The organism is Ruegeria sp. BH8 (assembly GCF_056538065.1).
In genome coordinates, this window is the sequence record NZ_JBQFSP010000005.1 from 35,729 (window position 1) to 54,894 (window position 19,166).

The 19,166-nt window shown below is 55.9% G+C and carries 16 protein-coding genes; 7 read left to right on the forward strand and 9 right to left on the reverse strand.

The annotated features are described in order from the left end of the window. The first annotated feature begins 4 nt into the window (after positions 1 to 4). From ACR0AD_RS11250 to ACR0AD_RS11280, 7 genes are all read left to right on the forward strand, one after another. Complete coding sequence (locus ACR0AD_RS11250) at positions 5 to 754, forward strand: basic amino acid ABC transporter substrate-binding protein (protein WP_480487386.1); 750 nt, start codon at positions 5 to 7, stop codon at positions 752 to 754. 66 nt (positions 755 to 820) lie between these two features. After that, the gene (locus ACR0AD_RS11255) at positions 821 to 2,467 is read left to right on the forward strand and encodes an amino acid ABC transporter permease (protein ID WP_480487388.1); all 1,647 of its coding nucleotides are present in this window, start codon (positions 821 to 823) and stop codon (positions 2,465 to 2,467) included. Next, the gene (locus ACR0AD_RS11260; protein ID WP_480487390.1) at positions 2,464 to 4,449 is read left to right on the forward strand and encodes a beta-galactosidase; all 1,986 of its coding nucleotides are present in this window, start codon (positions 2,464 to 2,466) and stop codon (positions 4,447 to 4,449) included. Before ACR0AD_RS11255 ends, ACR0AD_RS11260 begins: the two co-directional genes overlap by 4 nt. A gap of 126 nt (positions 4,450 to 4,575) precedes the next feature. After that, a complete protein-coding gene (locus ACR0AD_RS11265; protein ID WP_209507630.1) occupies positions 4,576 to 5,700 on the forward strand; it encodes an extracellular solute-binding protein in 1,125 nt (374 codons plus the stop codon). 116 nt (positions 5,701 to 5,816) lie between these two features. Beyond that, positions 5,817 to 6,929 carry an ABC transporter ATP-binding protein gene (locus tag ACR0AD_RS11270; protein WP_480487392.1) on the forward strand — a complete coding sequence of 371 codons (1,113 nt, stop codon included), beginning with the start codon at positions 5,817 to 5,819 and terminating at the stop codon, positions 6,927 to 6,929. Positions 6,930 to 6,941: 12 nt separating this feature from the next. Then, entirely contained in the window at positions 6,942 to 7,862 is a 921-nt protein-coding gene (locus tag ACR0AD_RS11275) for an ABC transporter permease (protein WP_209597330.1), read from the forward strand. Further along, positions 7,859 to 9,127 carry an ABC transporter permease gene (locus ACR0AD_RS11280; protein ID WP_480483655.1) on the forward strand — a complete coding sequence of 423 codons (1,269 nt, stop codon included), beginning with the start codon at positions 7,859 to 7,861 and terminating at the stop codon, positions 9,125 to 9,127. Before ACR0AD_RS11275 ends, ACR0AD_RS11280 begins: the two co-directional genes overlap by 4 nt. 42 nt (positions 9,128 to 9,169) lie before the next feature. Here the strand turns inward: ACR0AD_RS11280 and ACR0AD_RS11285 are convergent, their stop codons facing one another. The 9 genes from ACR0AD_RS11285 to ACR0AD_RS11325 are packed head-to-tail and all read right to left on the reverse strand — an operon-like array spanning position 9,170 to position 19,083. Continuing rightward, the gene (locus ACR0AD_RS11285; RefSeq protein ID WP_480487394.1) at positions 9,170 to 11,086 is read right to left on the reverse strand and encodes a beta-galactosidase; all 1,917 of its coding nucleotides are present in this window, start codon (positions 11,084 to 11,086) and stop codon (positions 9,170 to 9,172) included. Continuing rightward, a complete protein-coding gene (locus tag ACR0AD_RS11290; RefSeq protein ID WP_480483657.1) occupies positions 11,083 to 11,943 on the reverse strand; it encodes an SMP-30/gluconolactonase/LRE family protein in 861 nt (286 codons plus the stop codon). Before ACR0AD_RS11290 ends, ACR0AD_RS11285 begins: the two co-directional genes overlap by 4 nt. Further along, positions 11,940 to 12,545: a 2-dehydro-3-deoxy-6-phosphogalactonate aldolase gene (locus ACR0AD_RS11295; protein ID WP_480487396.1), complete on the reverse strand. Its 606-nt coding sequence runs from the start codon at positions 12,543 to 12,545 to the stop codon at positions 11,940 to 11,942. The genes ACR0AD_RS11290 and ACR0AD_RS11295 overlap by 4 nt, the downstream gene beginning before the upstream one ends. Further along, positions 12,542 to 13,435, reverse strand: coding sequence for a 2-dehydro-3-deoxygalactonokinase (locus tag ACR0AD_RS11300; protein ID WP_480483659.1), 894 nt, complete (start codon positions 13,433 to 13,435; stop codon positions 12,542 to 12,544). Before ACR0AD_RS11300 ends, ACR0AD_RS11295 begins: the two co-directional genes overlap by 4 nt. 4 nt (positions 13,436 to 13,439) lie before the next feature. Beyond that, positions 13,440 to 14,204, reverse strand: coding sequence for an SDR family NAD(P)-dependent oxidoreductase (locus tag ACR0AD_RS11305; protein ID WP_480483660.1), 765 nt, complete (start codon positions 14,202 to 14,204; stop codon positions 13,440 to 13,442). Continuing rightward, entirely contained in the window at positions 14,204 to 15,910 is a 1,707-nt protein-coding gene (locus ACR0AD_RS11310) for an IlvD/Edd family dehydratase (protein ID WP_480477104.1), read from the reverse strand. Before ACR0AD_RS11310 ends, ACR0AD_RS11305 begins: the two co-directional genes overlap by 1 nt. A 59-nt stretch (positions 15,911 to 15,969) precedes the next feature. Then, entirely contained in the window at positions 15,970 to 17,310 is a 1,341-nt protein-coding gene (gene melA, locus ACR0AD_RS11315; RefSeq protein WP_480487397.1) for an alpha-galactosidase, read from the reverse strand. After that, positions 17,307 to 18,155, reverse strand: a complete 849-nt coding sequence (locus tag ACR0AD_RS11320) for a carbohydrate ABC transporter permease (RefSeq protein WP_480483663.1) — start codon at positions 18,153 to 18,155, stop codon at positions 17,307 to 17,309. The genes melA and ACR0AD_RS11320 overlap by 4 nt, the downstream gene beginning before the upstream one ends. Before the next feature lies 1 nt (position 18,156). Further along, positions 18,157 to 19,083, reverse strand: coding sequence for a carbohydrate ABC transporter permease (locus tag ACR0AD_RS11325; RefSeq protein ID WP_480483664.1), 927 nt, complete (start codon positions 19,081 to 19,083; stop codon positions 18,157 to 18,159). Between the last annotated feature and the right edge of the window lie 83 nt (positions 19,084 to 19,166).

Consider the following 19,166-nt stretch of genomic DNA (forward strand, 5'->3'; position numbering starts at 1 on the left):
GAACATGATTAAAAACCTACTTGCCGCTGCCACACTCACGACACTTATGGCTCCAGCGGTTATTGCTGCCGACCTGGAAGGTCGTGTTCTGAAAATCGGAACCGATGCGACATACCCACCGATGGAAACCGTGGATGAAACAACCGGAGAGATCGTGGGCTTTGACGTCGATGTGATGAATGCGATCTGTGAGAAGGTCAATTGCGTTCCCAACTTCGTAAACACCGCCTGGGACGGTATCTTTGCGGCTCTTCAGCAGGGCGAGTTCGATCTGGTTATCTCGGGCGTGTCGATCACACCGGAACGCGAAGAAACCATGGATTTTTCCGAGCCTTACATCGTTGTCAGCCAGGCCATTCTGTTGCAGGTCGATAATGCTGACATGACACTTGAGGATTTCAAAGCCGGTGGCCAGAAACTGGCCGCGCAAACCGCGACGACCAACGCCCAATTGGCGGAAGAGCTTGTCGGGCGCGAGAATGTCAGCCTTTACGACAACTTCTCGGCCGCCATTCTGGCGCTTCAGAACGCAGACGTCCAGGGCGTGATCATCGATGGCACATCGGCGGCGGCCTACGAACAGGAATTTGCGGGCGAATTGACTGTTGGTATCACAGGCCTGCAATCCGACCCGTTAGGCATCGTGTTTCAGGAAGGCGATCCGACAGTGGATGCAATTAACGCTGGTCTGAAAGCCATTCAGGAGGATGGAACGCTGGACGAGCTGACAGCCAAGTACTGGGGCACCAACTGATCCATTAGCGCCCTTTTTTGGTCCGGCGGCCAGTGCCGCCGGGCCTTGTCATAGCGGAGAAGTTCCATGTCGCGCCTCAGCACGATCCGCCCGAGTAACCTGGTGTTGCTCGCAGCAGCGCCCTTTATTATCTACTTGTTCGCCACATCCTCAAAATACTTGCGGTCTCTGGTCGCAATTCTGGGGATCGGCACAGATGCGGGGGCCATCTTTGTTGGATTTCTGCTGATTGCGAGCGTTGCGATCCTTGGATATCTTTGCGCACGCTACGTGCGGTTTTCACAAAACTCCCCCGGCTGGTTGCGGCTCTGCGCGCTTGCCGCGTTACCGGCTGCTGCGGCGCTTTTGGTCATCAGCTTTGTTTCTCCTCAACTTCTGATGCCATTTGCGGAGTCGGTCTTCTTTCATGCGCTCAGCGAAAACACCTCGCCCCTCATCGATCGGTCCAATCAGACCTGGGTACTGTTTCCGGACGTGATCGCCAGGGTTCAGACGGGGTTACAGGTTTTCCTGGCGGTTTACGCAGCTGTAGTCGCACTTTGCCTATTGTCGGCACGTTTGCTGCCGCCCTGGCGCAGGCGCGTCTTGTTGGGGTTGGAGAGTCTCACAGGCGCAGTACTGTTTTATCTCATGTTCATGGCTCATTGGCAGTTCGCGACCGGGGTGGCCATTACATTCCGCGCGGCCATTTTTGCCTATATCTTCGCGGCCATTCTTGGTTTGGTCTGGGTCGGGCTGCAATCGTTCAAACCAAAGGCACGTACGACGGTCGTCTATGGTTCGATCAGTTTGGCATTGCTGGCAGCCTCGGCATTTTTCTTTATGCAGCCGCAGGTCAGCTTTGTTCTGGTGGGCAGCACAGAGGGGCGTATCGCGGTTGTGCGCGGCACGCCGCAGGCGCAGGCTGACGTCATCCGGTTTGGCGAGTTCGAGGGGGCCGATGGTCAGCAGTATCGGATCCGCAGCGCAACCGATGCCACTGCCGCGCTTGAACAGATCGAAACGGTCGACAGCGTCTCGGGCGCTTTTGTCCCGGCGGAGGCGCATACGCAAGGTTATCCGGTCCTGTGGCAAACAAGATTTCTACCCGATAAGTACCGCAATCCGGCCCTGGCATTTGCCGTGCTCGGGTTTTTGTTGCTGACACTGACCATCGGCGGGGCTCAGCATAAACTGCACCCGCTGGCGGTCGGGGCCGAATTTTTCGTGGATACGATACGCGGCATTCCGATGCTGGTAATCATTCTTTATATCGGTTTGCCGCTGGCGGGCGCAGTCAAGGATGTTACCGGCGGCGGTATCGATATGACCAATATGACACGGGGGATCATCGCGATCTCGGTTGGTTACTCCGCCTATATGGCCGAAATTTTCCGGTCCGGGATCGAGGCGATACCGAAAGGCCAATTGGAAGCGGGCAGCTCTCTGGGTTTGTCGCGATGGCATACGGCGCGGCTTATTGTTCTGCCGCAAGCCCTTCGGATTGTAACTCCACCGCTTGGCAACGAGTTCATCGCGATGATCAAGGACACGTCATTGCTGTCTATCCTGTCCGTCCGCGACATGACCCAGAGGATGCGCGAATTTCAGGCGGCTAGCTTTTTGCCCTTTGCCCCCTTCAACACGGCAGCAATCCTGTATGTCGTTCTCACACTCGGCTGCGCCAGTTTCCTGAAGTGGATCGAACGACGCACGGCAAAGGACACACGATGAGCGCGCTGGAACTTGGGGTTTGTTACTACCCCGAACAGTGGGACCCTTTGCAATGGCGAGACGATGCCGCCCGAATGGCAGATATGGGGTTGGATTGGGTGCGGATTGCTGAATTCACCTGGGGCCTGATCGAACCCGCGCGCGGTCAGTTCCACTGGGGCTGGCTGGATGAGGTGATTGAGATTTTGGGGCAAGCCGGTCTGCGGGTCATGATGTCCACCCCAACAGCCGCCCCCCCAAAATGGTTGATCGATGAGTACCCCGAAATCCTGCCTGTAGGGCCGGATGGTCGGGTCAGAGGGTTCGGTTCGCGCAGGCATTATTGTTTTTCCAGTGAGGTTTATCTGACCGAGGCGCAAAGGATCGCAACCGAATACGCTCGCAGATATGGTCAGAATTCGTATGTACAAGCGTGGCAGATCGACAATGAGTATAACGACCACGATACAGTTCTCAGCTATTCCGATGCCGCGCGGACTGGTTTTCAGAACTGGTTGGAGGAACGATATGGTGCAATCGACGTATTGAACGACGCGTGGGGAACCGTTTTCTGGGGGTCGCTTTACTCACGGTTTGGTCAGATCGAACTGCCCAACGGGCTGGTCGCCATGCCCAATCCAGCCCACGCGCTGGATTTCGCGCGCTATTCTTCAGAGCGGGTTCGGCTGTTCAACAAAACGCAGGTGGATGTTCTGCGCAAATATGCGCCGGGCCGGGATATCACCCATAACTTTATGGCAGGCAGTTTCGAGTTCGATCATCACGTCGTGGCTGCTGATCTGGATATTGTCGGGTTCGACAGTTACCCGCTGGGGAACCTATTGGGCTCTTCCCTTTCGGATGAAGAAAAGCGCCGTTATCTGCGCACCGGCGCACCGGACTATCAGGGATTTCATTGTGATTTGTATCGCAGTCAGGGGCGCGGTCGGATGTGGGTTCTGGAACAGCAGCCGGGTCCGGTAGATTGGGCCGATAAGAACCCCTCTCCGGCAGAGGGGATGGTTCGGCTTTGGACCTGGGCGGCCTATGCACATGGCGCGCAAGCCGTGATGTTCTTTCGCTGGCGACAGGCAAAATCTGCTCAAGAACAATACCATACAGCGATATTGCGGTCAGATGGCAGCCTGGATCAGGCTGCTATTGAATTGGCTGAGATCGTAAAGGATCGCGCCATTTTGCCACCCGAGAGGCGGGCAAAAGCGCGGGTTGCAATGCTGCTGGATTATACCTCGATCTGGGCGGCGGATATCCTGCCGCATGACAGGGATTTCCCCAATGTCCAGATTTTTCGCGAGTGGCACACTGCTATTCGTGGTTTTGGGGTCGATCTTGATTTTGTTGGCCCTGAAGATGAACTGAGCGGCTATGCCCTCATCGTATTACCGCAAAGCATGATCGTGACGGCTGACCTTGCAGACAAGCTTGACGCTTCGGGAGCCAAGATACTGATAGGTGCCCGTTCCGGCAGCAAGACATCCGGGTTGAACACTCCTTCCAATCTGGCTCCGGGCGAACTGGCAAAGTTAACAGGTATCCGTGTCACGCGCGTCGAATCACTCCCTTCACTTGCGCAGGAGGCTGTGGTTCTTCACGATGGGCAGCAATTTGAATTCACCGGCTGGCGTGAAATCATCGAGACCAAAGAGCACGTATTGGCCCGCTTCAAGAGCGCTTATTGTGATGCCAGCCCGGCGGTCATCCGTTCTGATCGCACGACCTATCTGGCAATGGTTCCGCGAAATGAGCTTTTGCAGGCGATTGTCGGTGAGGTACTGAATTGGGCTGGGATAAATGCAACGCCTTGCGACCCCGATATGCGCATAACCCAACGCGGCTCGACCTACTACGCGTTCAACTTCAGTGACGTTTCAAAGCCTTTGCCTGTTGGTCGTGAACGTCAAATTCTACTTGGTTCAGATCCGGTCAATCCAAGGAACGTTACCGTTTGGCGGGAGAATGCGCCGCCTCATAATTCAGCTTAGACGTGTCAAATCGTGAAACTGGACATAAGAATTTCGAAAACTGTCACTTTTGGACTGACGGATGGGCGCAGAAAGTCCTATGAATAGAAAACAAAAAAAATCGAGTCCAACAACGGGAGAACACTAATGGTTACCAAGTCATCACTTTCCAGACGCACTGTTTTGAAAGGAGCAGGTGCCGCAGCACTTGCCGCGCCTCTTTACAGCAAGAGCGCACTGGCGTCGTCCGGTGAAATCAATATCCTGATGTGGTCGGATTACCTGCCGCCCAGCTTTATCGAAGAGTTTGAGACCCTTACTGGCATCAAGGTGAACTACACCGGGATCGGCTCAAACGAAGAAATCATCAACAAGATGAAGGCAACCAAAGGTCAGGGCTTTGACATCGTCTCACCGACCAACAACCGCTCGTTGCAGTGGGAGCCTCTGGAGCTGTTGCAGCCCTTTGACATGAACAAGGTTCCGGTCGACTTGGTGAACCCTGCCATGGCCAAAATCGGTACGGATGCTTGGAACTTTGGCGGCGCCGGGGTCCACTGGTTGCCGCATATCTGGGGCACCGAAGGTATTGCATACCGCACCGACTTGTGGCTGCCAGCTGGGGACGCACCATCCTATGGCGACGTCTGGTCGGAAGAAAACGCAGGCAAGACCATGGGCCGCGCGCATTCGATGATGCTTGGCGCTGGTCTCTACATGGAGCGTTCCGGCGAGATGGAACCGGGTTCGGTCTGGGCCGCATATGGCGATGAAGAAACCATGCGCAAGGTCTGGGGTCAGATCACCGACTGGTGCATTGCACGTAAGGATCGCATCAAGCTGATCTGGAACGACGCCGACACGCAGAAGAACGGCCTTCTGAACGAAGGTGTTGTTGTCGGTCAAACCTGGGACGGCCCACCACTGGCACTGAAATCGGCTGGTGAACCGGTGCACTATCAGGCGCCTATCGAAGGGGCGATGGCATGGGTTGACGGGATGTCGATTCCATCCGGCGCGGCGAATATCGACCAGATCTATGCCTTCATCGACTTCGCCTATCAGGCCAAACCTGCCGGTGTTGCCATCGACAGCCACGGGTACAACTCTCCTGTTCTGGGGGCTGACCAGTATTCTGGCGACACTTACAAGAAGAACTTTGCCGAGGCCTATCCGGGCGACTCGCTGGCCAACCTCAACCCGTGGCCGGCCGAAGCACCGTGGTATGCTGAAACGCGGACCGAGTTCGTCAACAAGTTCAAGAGCGCATAAGCGATCTGAAACCATGCCCCTCGCGTTCTGCGGGGGGCAACAATCTGTGCGCCGCTCCGGCGTAACGGAAAGCTATGTGGTGTGGTGACAGCACGCACCTCAGGGAGATACCAAAAATGAGTGCAGGGGTCGGAGTCGATCTGGAAAACCTGTGGATCCGCTTCGGTGACTTCGTCGCCGTGCGCGATGCAAACGTCAATATAAACGGGGGCGATTTCTTTTCGTTCCTCGGGCCCTCGGGTTGCGGAAAAACAACGATCTTAAGGGCTGTTTCCGGCTTTCTCGAGCCTAGCGAAGGCAATGTCCTGATCGGCGGCAAGAACATGCGGGGCATCGGACCTAACAAACGCCCCACTGCTCTGATCTTTCAGAACCTGGCGTTGTTTCCCTTGATGAAGGTCTGGGAGAACATCACGTTCTCGATGGAAATCAAAGGTGCCAGCAGCGCCGAACGGCGCAAGCGCGCTGATGAGCTTTTGGACATGATCGCGCTGCCGGGGCAAGGCGACAAACTTCCCAGCGAATTGTCTGGGGGTCAGCGTCAGCGAGTGGCCATCGCTCGCGCCCTTTGCGCCGAGCCGGATGTTCTGCTTCTTGATGAACCTTTGTCGGCACTTGACCTCAAACTGCGCCAGCACATGCGAACGGAACTGCGTGAGATACAGCAGCGGGTGGGCATTACCTTTATCTACATCACACACGACCAGGGCGAGGCACTGACCATGTCAGACAATATCGCCGTCATGCGTGCAGGTGTGATTGACCAGATTGCCGACGGTAAAACCATCTACAACGATCCCAACACGGCTTTCGCGGCCTCATTTGTCGGCGAAAACAACGTTTTCCGTGGCAAGATCAAACAGGTCATGGGCAACGAGGCGCTGATCTCGACCAACCGTTCGGGCGACCTGGTTGCACGGATATCGACCGCCAACCAAGGCAAGATGAAAGAAGGCGATAGTGCGATGATGTTCATTCGCCCCGAAGCTTTCGCCATTGCGCCCGAGGGGGCTTCGGGAGACCATTTTGTTACCGCGCGGGTCAACCACGAAGAATTCGAAGGCAACGTCTTCAATATCTTTACCGAAGGTGAAGGCGGAAAAGAGATCAAGGTGTCGATCCCGAACCATGGACAATCCTTCGAGGACCACACCGGACAGAACATCACGTTGGAATACAAGACGCATAATGCCGTCATCGTTCCTGCGGGTGAACTGGCTGCAGAATAAGGGGAAATACTCATGCCCCAGTTTCTGAAAGACTTCTTCAATCGCAACGGCACCGGCATGGGAGTGGCGATCCTGGGTCTGGTTCTGTTCTGGACCATCGGCCTGATCATCCTTCCGCAGCTGTCGATGTTGGACTTCTCGTTCCGTCCGAACCTGCCGCCGCCAGAGATCGGCGGACCCAAAGACGTATATACGCTGGAGAACTACAAATATCTGATTTATGGCCCCGAAGGCGGCAGTCAGGACTACAACACCGTTGATCTGAGGGTGTTTTTCCGAACTCTTGTGGCTGCGGTTTTTGTGACGGTTTTCAACCTGATCATCTGCTATCCGATTGCCTATTACCTGGGTCAGGCTGAAGGTAGCCATATTCGTATCTTTGCGATCATGCTGATCATCCCTTACTGGATCAACGAAATCCTGCGCGCCTTTGCGCTGCGCATCATCTTTGGGGAAACAGGTGTGTTGAACACGTTGTTCACGGGACTGGGCATCTGGGATACGCCGTTCGACTTCATTCGCAATGACATCGCGCTCTATGCGGGTCTGGGATACGCCTACATTCTGCTGATGATTTTCCCGATGTATAACGTGATTGAAAGTCTGGACAAAAACCAGATCGAAGCAGCACGCGACCTTGGGGCGCCGTGGTGGCGGATACATTGGCGTGTGGTCATTCCTTATGCCAAGCCGGGGATCAGCTCGGGCTGTACCATGGTCTTCATGTTGTCCGCCGGTGCGTTGGCTGCGCCGCAAATTCTGGGCGGGCCGTCCAGTCTGTGGTTCACCCAACTGATCTATCAGCAGTTCAATGACAACAACGACTGGCCACAGGGCGCCGCCTACGCGATCGTTCTGCTGGTCACTTGTATTCTGTTCGTGCTGGCCATGATGCGCCTGTTCAAAGTGAACATGGGGGATATCGGGAAATGAACAATTCCTTCCTCCGTATAAGCATCTGGGTCTATCTGGCGATCTTCTTCCTGTATCTGCTGGGCCCGCTTGTGATCATGTCGATCACCGCGTTCAACTCGTCCGGCTTCCCCCGAATGAGCCCATGGGAATGTCTGACATTCCAGTGGTTTGGCGAACTGTTTCAGGATCAGCGCATCCTGAACGGTATCAAGAACTCGCTGATCATCGGAATCGGCACAGTGATCCTGTCCGTGGCGATGGGTTTGGCAGGCGCGCTGATGCTGACCCAGATCTGGCCGAAGCTTCGCGCGACCTACTATACTGTCATCATCGCACCGATCCTGATCCCCGGTGTGGTACTTGGTATCTCGACGCTGGTCTTCTGGGACCGGATCAACCGGATGCTGGGGCTGGGTGCAGACAGCTTTCTGTCGAACGGTATTTTCCTGACGGTGATCGGCCAATCCACCTTCATCGCCAGTTACTGCATGCTGGTGCTAGTGGCGCGGTTGCAACGGTACGATGTTGCCTTGACCGAGGCGGCACTGGACCTTGGGGCCAGCCATGCACAGGCTTTCCGCAAGATCCTGCTGCCCTTCATGCGCCCTGCAATCGCCTCGGCAGCGGTGCTGGCATTCTTGGCCTCGTTCGAGAACTACAACACCACCACTTTCACCTTTGGTGAATACCCGACGCTGACGATTGAGCTGGCTCAGAAGGTCCGCTACGGCATCACACCCGCGATCTCGGCGCTGGCATTCATTATCGTTGCGCTGACGGTTTTCTTCGCTCTGTTGAACGAAGCCAAGCTTAAACGTCAGGAACTGGTGGCAGCGGCGCGTAAGAACGCAACGGTCGAGGAACTGGCTGGCAAGATCAAGCTGCCAAGTTTCTTTGCCGGTAACATGGCCGCCGTGTTGTTGGTCGCATTTGCGGTTGTAACGATCACCGTTATTGGCACAGCGGCGACCTACAGTCCGGCGCAATGCATTGCCGATGTTCGCGAGCAAAAGCAGCTGGAAGCGGAACAACGCATTCAGGAGCTGCGCAAGCAGCGTGAGGAACGCCGCAAACAGCAGGAGGCGGAAAAAGCCGGGCAGGGTGATGCCCAAACCGCGCCAAAGCCGTCAAATAACAGCGGTTTTGGTAATGTCTTCGCTCCGAACTCGCTGGATGGTAGCGAGAATGAAAGCAACGAAGGTACTTCTGAATCCGAGAGTGAGCCATCCAACAACAGTGGTTTCGGAGGGGTGTTTGACCCCAACAGCCTGAAAAGCGACTAATGCTGTGCTAAGCGGCAACCAACGCAACTGCCCGGACAGGATTCAAATCTGTCCGGGCAGATTGCGCTTCAGGATTTTTACATCACAACCGCCGATGGTCGACCCGTTCCAGACCACCGGTTCAGCGTTATAGTTGATCAGGAACACGTGATCGGCTGTCTCACGCAGTCGCAGTCCTGGCGGCATTGGCTTCAGGCTTAATCCCGTTTCTTCCGCAGCCAGGCCGATGACGCGATCCCATAATATTTCGTTTGGGAAGCCTGCAAGATACCAGAGCCCGTCCCCTGCCATAAGCGCAGGCACTCCGTCGTCAAAACTCAGAATTTCTTCGGCTGATCCTGAAAGGCGATCAATCCAATGTTGTACCGCGCCGCCACCTCGGACAGTCCGGTTGTTTGCGGGGGGCAGTGTTTCGACCAAATCCACGTTGCAATCCAACCCTTTCAGGCCAGGTCGACCGACGACGGGGATCTGGAAATCACGAGTAATTGCGCCGCTGCGCGGGCCGAGGATTGCCAGATCCGAGTTGTCCGTTAACCTACGCTCCAAATCCGGGTCAATCGTTGCCAGTCCGGGGGCAAGGATCAGTGCATAATGCGCGGACAGGTCATTGGACGAAACGAAATCAATCGACAACCCCGCACGGCGCAATGCACGATAAGATGAGAAGACCAACCGGAAATAATCAAAGCCTGCTCCTTGCGGTAGCGATGTCCAGGCCCAGTCCGAGGGGTAATCAAACAATATGGCAACTTTGGATTGCGCCTGATGCACCTCGCCCAATGTGGATAGCTCATCCGCTGTCTGACGGGCCTCGTGCAAGGCAGGGGCAGGGCGATTGTCCGGTGTTAGCAAACCCGCGTGCATCTGTTCCTGTGCAAAGGGGGCTTGGCGCCATCGAAAGTAGCTCACAACCTCAGCACCGTGGGCGACAGCCTCAAGCGACCACAACCGTACCATTCCGGGCAGGGGTGCCGGGTTATAGGGCGCCCAATTCACCGGACCGGGTTGTTGTTCCATCACCCACCATCGGCCACGGCCTACTGCCCGGTAAAGATCATGGTGAAACGCCTGCATGTCCGGATCGCCTTGCTGAAGAAAGGCGGTCTTGTGGGCTTCGTCATCTTCCAATCGGTCCGATAGAAATCCGATCGGATAACTGTCCCAAGTCGCAATATCCATATCTGCGCCAACCTCGAAATGGTCGAAATCCAGAATACGGCCCATGTAGTTGTGCAACAGCGGCGCATCGGTCAAAGGTCGCAATACATCGACCTGAGCTTTGTTGAATGCCACAACCTGATCTGAACTGAACCGACGGAACGCCAGTACATGAGCGGGGTTAGGCTCGGTTACAGTTTGATTGGGTAAATCAACCTCATCGAAGCTACGGTACTCCATCGACCAGAACACGTTTCCCCAGGCCTTGTTCAGCTGTTCTATGGAACTGTATTGAACAGCCAGCCAGCGCCTGAATGCGTTCAGAGCCGGGGTGCTATAGCTGACGGTTGTGTCGTGACACCCATACTCATTATCGATCTGCCATGCCGCCACATACGGGTTGTGACCATAGCGCTTCCCCAGGACCCTTGCGATACGGACACATTCATCGACATAACCCTGGTGGCTAAAGCAATAATGTCGCCGTGACCCGAATTTGCGCACGTTTCCATGTGCATCCACGGCCAGCATGTCCGGATGTTTGTCCAGCATCCAACGCGGTGGCGTTGCTGTTGGTGTGCCAAGCACGACTTTCAATCCCGCCTCGCCAAGTGTTTCAACCGCATGGTCCAGCCATTCGAATTGCAGGGTTCCGGGGTGGGGCTCCAGCCGGCTCCAGGCGAACTCTCCTATGCGTACCCACGAGATGCCGGTGTCCACCATGCGCGCGGCATCTTCCGCCCACATCGCCTCGGGCCAGTGTTCAGGGTAGTAACACACACCAAGTTCCGGCTTCATAATATGATCCTGTGTTCTGCCTGCCCTCGCCCCGCGTTTGGCATTGCAAAGGTCATGCCGTTGGTGGGTTGGGATTCAATATCCGCGTTGCTCAACCCCTGCCGTGCCGAGGTGCAGAACAGCGTGCCCAAGCCGTCGCCACCAAAGGCCGGGCAGGACGTATGTGACGCGTCGAAGGAAATGGCCTTCAGGAATTGACCTTCGGGCGTGTAGGCCGCGACACGTCCAATCCCCCATTGCGCGATCCAGATGTTGCCGTCGGCATCAACCACCGCACCGTCCGGGTTCAGGCCTTCTTTGCGAAGGTCCAGAAATACCGTGCTTTTCCCTTCGGGCCATCCGCTTTCTGCATTCAAGCTCCAGCGCCTGACCTGCCTGACCGTCGTGTCACAGAAATAGGCCACGGATCGATCCGGTGCAAAACAGATTGCATTAGAAATCGTCACACCCGGCACGAGACATCTGAGTGTACCTTTCCAGAACCGATAGATTGATCCGGCCCCGGATTCAGCCTGTTTGCCCATCGTGCCGATCCAGAAACCGCCCCAAGGATCAGCGCGACCGTCATTCGAGCGGGTGATTAGGTTGTCTGCCTCAAGCGGCGTGACCAGCGCTCGATGCCCTGACTTCAAGTCAAACTGCCAAAGACCCGTTTCTGACGCCAAAAGCAATGTGTCACGATCCACCCAGCCTGCGGCAGACACATGTTCATCGAAATCCCAGCTTATCTGATGTTCGCCTTCGCGCGTCATCATGCGTTTGTTGAGAATGTCGAACCAGAAAAGCTGTTGCCGAGCGGGGTGCCATAGCGGACCTTCGCCCAACGCGCATGGGCGGTCGTCAAAGACCGTACTCATCCTGCCGCCTTGTCAAAGGCTGCCACGATTTGCCCCGCGCGTTCTGCGACTTCGACTGTGTCCATGCCGGGTTTGTACAGCGCTGATCCAATCCCGAATCCATCGGCACCGGCTTTGATCCATTGGTCGAAATTTTCGGGCCCGGCACCGCCGACGGCAAAGACGCGTGTTTCCTTGGGTAATACGGGTCGGAGTGCAGCCAACCCTGCGGGGCCTGCCATGACGCCAGGAAACAGCTTTAATCCTGTGGCCCCTGCTTTGAGAGCGGCAAACGCTTCGGTCGGCGTGTAAACGCCCGGCCAGCTTTGCATCCCCAACGCCACAGACCGTTTGATCACATCAGTATCATAATTGGGTGACACGATCAGCTTGCCGCCGGCATTCCGAACTGCGTCCACCTGATCAACCGTTAGTACAGTACCAGCGCCAATCAGGGCGCGATCTTCGAAAGCTTCGGCCAGAATGGAAATGCTGTCGAGCGGATCAGGCGAATTGAGTGGAACTTCGATCCGGTCGATCCCTGCATCGATGATAACTCTGCCAACCGCCTCGGCTTCCTGTGGTTGCAGACCACGCAGAATGGCGATGATGGGGCGGCTCATGCGATTTGCCTTGTCATGTTGCGCGCCAGCGCCAACCCGGCCAGGGTTGTTTCGGTGGCGTTTGCAGTCTCAACAAAAGCGCCCTGTTGTCTCAGCGCTGCCGCATAGACCCGCGATACGGCATCTGCGCCGATGATAGCCAGTTGTTGGCCCAGCCAATATGGACGAGTGGCGGCCAATTCAGCACCGATAAGCAGTCCGGACAGCCGTGCGCGCGCGATGTCTTTGTCCTGATCGTGCAGCAGGTCTGCAGCCCGCAAGCCGAACAGGCGCGCAGCCAACTGTTCGGGTTTGGACAATGTATCCGCCACAGCATCTGCAAAGGCATCTTCATCCCATCCTTCACCTATAGAATGCCGCAGAACAGATTGCGCACTTAACAAATCAAAAAGCTCTCCAGTCATGAGCGTCCGAAAGCTCACGATTTCACCTGCGCTGACCTGAACCCATTTCGTATGGGTTCCTGGAAGGCAGAGGACACCATCCCAGTTCTGGCGAGTTCCCAAAAATCCCGCGATTTGTGTTTCTTCGCCCCGCATCACATCCGGTGGGGTCAATTGCTTTAATCCGGGTATGACGAAGGCCCGGATGCGCGGGTCTGTGCTGGGAACACGGACCGGTACTTGCGGCAAGGGCTGCGACGGAACGGTAGAATAAGGTGCTTCGACCCAGCCTTGGCGTGCACCGACCATACCGCAGGCGATCACATCGATGGGGCCATCCTTCAGCCAGTTTTCAACAAGGTCCAACAGAGCGGGCTGGAAACTGTCGGCTTCGATACGTGCCATACCTTTGTCGGACTGCGCGCAGTCCAGCACCGTGGCCCCCTGCATGGCCCAGACCCGCAGGTGAGATGTGCCCCAATCGGCGGCGATCCATTCAGTATTCATTGTGTCACCCTGAAACCACGACGCCGCCATCAACCGCCATACACTGACCGGTCATCGCCCGGCTGGCGTTGGATGCCAGGAACAATGTCGGTGCAACCATGTCTTCGGGCGTCAAATGTTCTTTCAGGCATTGTCGATCCAAATGCGCGGCCAAATCTTCGGGCGTCGCCCACATATCCAGTTGTTTTTGCGTCAAGACCCAACCGGGAGCCAGCGCATTCACACGTATGTTTTTTGGTCCCAGTTCGCGGGCCAAAGACCGACTCATCCCTGTAATGCCCGCATTTGACGTCGTATAGATCGGATAGCCTGCATTGCCCATCATGTAGCTGATCGAGCTGAAGTTGATGATAACGCCGCCTTCTTTCATTTGCCGGGCCGCTTCCTGACAGGCGAAATAATAGGCTTTCAGGTTTACCTCGATCATCCAGTCCCAGAACTCGGTCGTGGTTTCCTCAAGTGTATGGCGTTGGTCATTGGCCGCGTTGTTAACCAAAACGTTCAGGGGGCCGTGGGCTTTGGCGGCTTTGGCCATTGTCGTGTGAAGAAGCTGGGTGTCGGTCATGTCACCCTGCATGAACAGAGGTGCGCGGCCGTGTTTGTCGCGCATCTCTTCGACAAAACCGCTGGCGTCCGATCTGCCGATAAAAGCCACATTGGCCCCCTGAGCCAGAAACCCATCCGTCAATGCTGCGCCCACGCCCGAGCCTCCGCCGGTGATATAGACGGATGACCCGTTCAAGTCATGAAATGTTGCTGGTTGGGTCATCAGTGGCTCTCTCTGGTCACAAGGCGGGTGTCTTTGCCGACAAGGAAATCCAGATCGGCACCTTGATCGGCCTGCAGCACATGATCGACGTAAAGTTTGGCATACCCGCGGGAATAATGCGGCTTGTCTGGTTTCCATTGAGCTCGGCGCGCGTCCAATTCTTTTTCGTCCACCAACAGTTCAAGCTTGCCGGCGCTGGCAGATACGCGGATGCGGTCGCCGGTTTTCACCAGCGCCAGCGTGCCACCCGCCTGTGCCTCAGGGCTGACATGCAGGATGACGGTGCCATAGGCGGTGCCGGACATACGGGCATCCGAGATACGGATCATGTCGCGAACGCCTTCCTTCACCAATCTGGCCGGAATCGGCATGTTTCCTACCTCGGGCATCCCGGGATAACCCTTGGGTCCACATCCCTTGAGCACCAGAATGCTTTTGGGAGTAACCGGCAGATCATCCCGGTCGATATTGGCTTTCAGGTCTTCGATGTTTTCGAAAACGAACGCCTCTCCCTCGGTTTCAAGAAGGGCATCTGTTGCGGCAGAAGGTTTGACGATGGCTCCGTTGGGCGCAAGATTGCCACGCAAAACGCGAAGGCCAGCAGCGGGCTTCACCGGATCGTTGAAGGGGCGGATGACGTCGCGGTTGAAACATTCGGCACCTTCGAAATGGGCCGAGATGTCCTTGTTGAGAACCGTTCTGGCCGGGCGCAGGAAAGGTTTGAGTTCGCTCAACACAGCCGGAACACCGCCAGCGTAACAGAAATCTTCCATCAGGTATGTGCCCGAGGGCATGCAGTTCACCAGAAGGGGAATCTCTGATCCGATTTCAAAGTCCTTGAGCGTCAGGTCAACGCCCACGCGACCTGCGAGTGCCAGTAGATGCACAACGGCATTGGTCGATCCCCCAACGGCTGCATTGGCGAGGATTGCATTCTCGAAGGCTTCCCTGGTCAAAATGTCCGATGGTTTCAGGTCTTCGTCGACCATTTCGACAATCCGCTTGCCGGTCAAATGGGCTAGGGCCATGCGGCGGGCGTCAACGGCGGGCAGGGCGGCATTGGTGGGCAGGCTCATGCCCATCGCTTCGACCAGAGACGCCATGGTGCTGGCTGTCCCCATGGTCATGCAAACCCCGGCACTGCGGGACATCCCGGATTCCGCGTTCATAAAATCCTGAAGGGTCATCTCTCCGGCACGCACGGCCTCGGAGAACTTCCACACATCGGTTCCTGAGCCAATATCCTGACCGCGATATTTTCCATTCAGCATAGGGCCGGAGCTGACAACGATCGACGGCAGATCGACCGAGGCCGCGCCCATCAATTGGCCCGGCGTGGTCTTGTCGCACCCGCCCAGCAGAACCACACCGTCAATGCCATATGCGCGGATCGACTCTTCGACATCCATGGCCAGCAGATTGCGAAACAGCATGGCTGTGGGTTTCATCTGGGTCTCGCCCAGCGACATGACCGGGAATTCGACGGGAAAGCCCCCGGCCTCCCACACACCGCGCTTTACCCCTTCGGCCAGATCACGCAGGCCGGAATTGCAAGGGGTCAGCTCCGACCATGTGTTGCAGATTCCGATGATTGGCCGCCCATCGAAGGCGTGATCAGGAAAACCCTGATTTTTCATCCAGGATCGATGGATGAACCCATCCTTGTCGAGTTTCCCGTACCAATGCTGTGAGCGGCGTTTTGACATTGTTCTGTGATGCTTTTTTTAGGTCTGGGTGGATTTGAGTATTTGTAAAAAGGTGAAATTCAAGCGGCGCGAGATGGGCGGCACCAATCTGGCAGCCAGTCGGCATGGGCAGACAGAAGGTCGTTCACCAGATTTCGAATTTGGCGCAGGTCCAGTTCGGCGGCGGTGTGCGGGTCCATCATGGCTGCATGATAGATATGCTCGGGGTTCTGGTCGACCAATGCCCTGACTGTGAGTTCCTGAACGTTGATCTGGGTACGCATAAGGGCGATCAGCTGCGCTGGGACGTCTGTGATGACAGAAGGCTGAATGCCATTTGCATCAACCAGACACGGTGTTTCGACAGCAGCCCCCATAGGCAGCTGAGGTATCTGGCCGGTGTTTGGCAGATTGCCATAGGCCACGTAGGCGGTGTCAGAGATGATTGCGTTCATTATGTCTGCCGCAAACTCATGGCTGCGAGTGACCGCTATGTCGCGCTCGTCAGTCAGGGTTTTGGCCTGCTCTTTCCAGTTGTTCATCTGTTCCATACAGCGGGTCGGGTATTCATCGAGTGGGATTGAGAATTTCTCGATCAGGTCCGCCCGCCCGTCTTTGATGAACCATGGCACGTATTCTGCCAAATGCTCAGAACTTTCGGTGCAGAAAAAGCCAAGGTGATCCATCACTTCGTAGCGCACCTTGTTGGGGCAGCGCGGCATCAGCAGCGGTGCCTTGGGGATCCTGCCGCTGACATAACCTTGCCGAAGGGCGGGGTATAAATCATGGCCCTGATGCTCAAGCCGCAGGAAGAAGGCGACGTGATTGACGCCCGCGACCTTGTAGCGAATGTCGTCTTTTGACAGGTCCAGATCATGTGCCAGTTCCGCCACCGTGTTCTGAACCGAGTGGCACAGACCGACCTGCTTCAAGGATGGGTATTGCTCGGCCAGTGCCCAGGTGTTGATGGCCATCGGATTGACGTACTGTAGCAATGTCGCATCCGGGCATAGCTGCATCATGTCATGCGCCACGTCCCACAAGACCGGCACAGTGCGTAACCCCCGCATGATGCCGCCTACGCCCAGCGTATCCGCGATGGTCTGGCGCAGCCCGTATTGTTTGGGGATCTCAAAATCAGTGACGGTACAAGGCTGGTACCCGCCAATCTGAAAGGCAGTGATAACGAAATCGGCGCCATCAAGTGCCGCGCGACGATCCGCATGTGTGGATACTGTCGCGTTTGACCCGACGGAACGGACCATGGCGCGGGCTACAGATTCGCTTTCCGTCAAGCGTACGGGGTCGATATCCATCAGCGCAAAATGACTGTCCGCCAGAGCAGGCGTTAACAGAACATCCCCCACGATGTTCTGCATAAAGATCGTGGAACCTGCTCCGATAAAAGTTATCTTTGTCATTTTACAGCTCCGAGGGTCAGGCCCGCGATAAAGTGCTTTTGCATCAGGAAGAACATGGCAACCGGCGGCAGCGCTGCTACGATCGAGCCCGCGCTCATTAATTGGTAGGCGGCGCGGAACTGGGCGTTGAAACTGGTGATGCCTGCCGTCACAGGTTGGCTTTCCGCGCCCTGTGTCAGGACGACCGCCCAGAAGTAATCGTTCCAGATGAAGGTAAAGATCAGCACGCTGAGTGCGGCTATTGCGGGTTTCATCAACGGCAGCACCACGTACCAGAAGATGCGCCATTCGCTGATACCCTCGACCCGCGCGGCCTCGATTAATTCAAAGGGCAGGGCCCGGATAAAGTTGCGCATGAACAATGTGCAAAAGCCGGTCTGGAAGGCGATGTGGAACAAGACGAGGCCGGTTTTTGTGTTGTAGAGGCCTAAATCCAGTGTCAGGTCGCGCACAGGCACCATCAGGATCTGGAATGGCACGAAATTGCCGGCTACGAACATAAAGAAAATCCATAGGTTCGATTTGAATTTGTAGATGCCTAGTGCAAAGCCGGTCATGGAACTGAGAGCAACGGCACCGATTACCGTAGGAATGGTGATCATGAAAGAGTTCAGCAAATATCGCGGCATGTCCGAGTTGAAGAACACCAGCCCGTAATTGACTGCACCTTCAAAACTGGATGGCAAGCCCCAATAGTTGGCGTTGGTGAAATCCGCCGCTGGTTTGACCGAAAACAGAGCCACCGCCAGCAGGGGCCCCAGCCACAGCAACAATGCAAGTGGCAGCATCGCCTGATAGGTGATCTGCGCGGCGCGAGGTTGTTTTTCGATGGGTTTGGGAAACATCTCAGTGCCCTCTTTCTTCGCGATACATCGACCAGAGGAAATAGGCGATGAAGCAGAGCATAATCAGGAAAAGCACCACAGCGATTGCCGCGCCATACCCCATGCGGAAGCCATATTCAGATAGGGCGACTTCGAACATGTAATAGGCCAGCACGCGGGAGGATCCGAACGGCCCGCCCTGTGTCATGATTGAGATCAGGTCGAAACTGCGCAGCGCTCCGATGATTGTCACGACGAATGCAATGAAAGTCGCCGGGCGCAACTGCGGCAGAATGATGTGCCACAGCATTCTCAAGCCTTTGGCACCGTCCAGGCGCCCGGCTTCGATCTGTTCGGGGTCGACGGCATTCAGACCGGTGAGGTAGAGGATCATGCAATAGGCGGTTTGCGGCCAAAGGCCCGCGACGATGATGCCGTAGGTGACCAAACGTTCGTCGCCCAACACATTCAAGGGGCCTATTCCAAATAAGCCAAGAAGCTCATTCAGAAGACCAAAAGTCGGGTCGTAAAACCACGTGAATACGAGGCCAACGACAACCTGAGAAATGACAAATGGAAAGAAAAACAGCGATTTGTAAAGGCGGATACCCCAGACTGTCTGGTTCAGAAACAAGGCAATGAACAGGCCCGCCGGAATGGCCAGAAGGTATAGGATCAACCAGATCAGATTGTTTTTGAGCGAGATATAGAATGCGTCCCGGTCAACCCATTCCCAATACAAATCTTCATAGTTGCGCATGCCTACATATTCGGCGGCACCCAACCCATCCCACTCGTAAAGTGACAGGTTGAAGGATTGGAAGACCGGAATGATCACGTAGACCATAAAGAACAGCAGGCCCGGAGCCAGAAATAGCCACGGCGCGATGCGCTGTTGGTTTCTGTGGAACCAGCTTTCCTGTTCTGGGGCGTCGGCGGCAGTGGTCATGGGTGTCCCGGATTTTCTTGAGGTGAAGGCGGGCTGAAGCCCGCCCTACAAAGCGGGTCAAATGGGCCGGGCTTCAGCCCGGC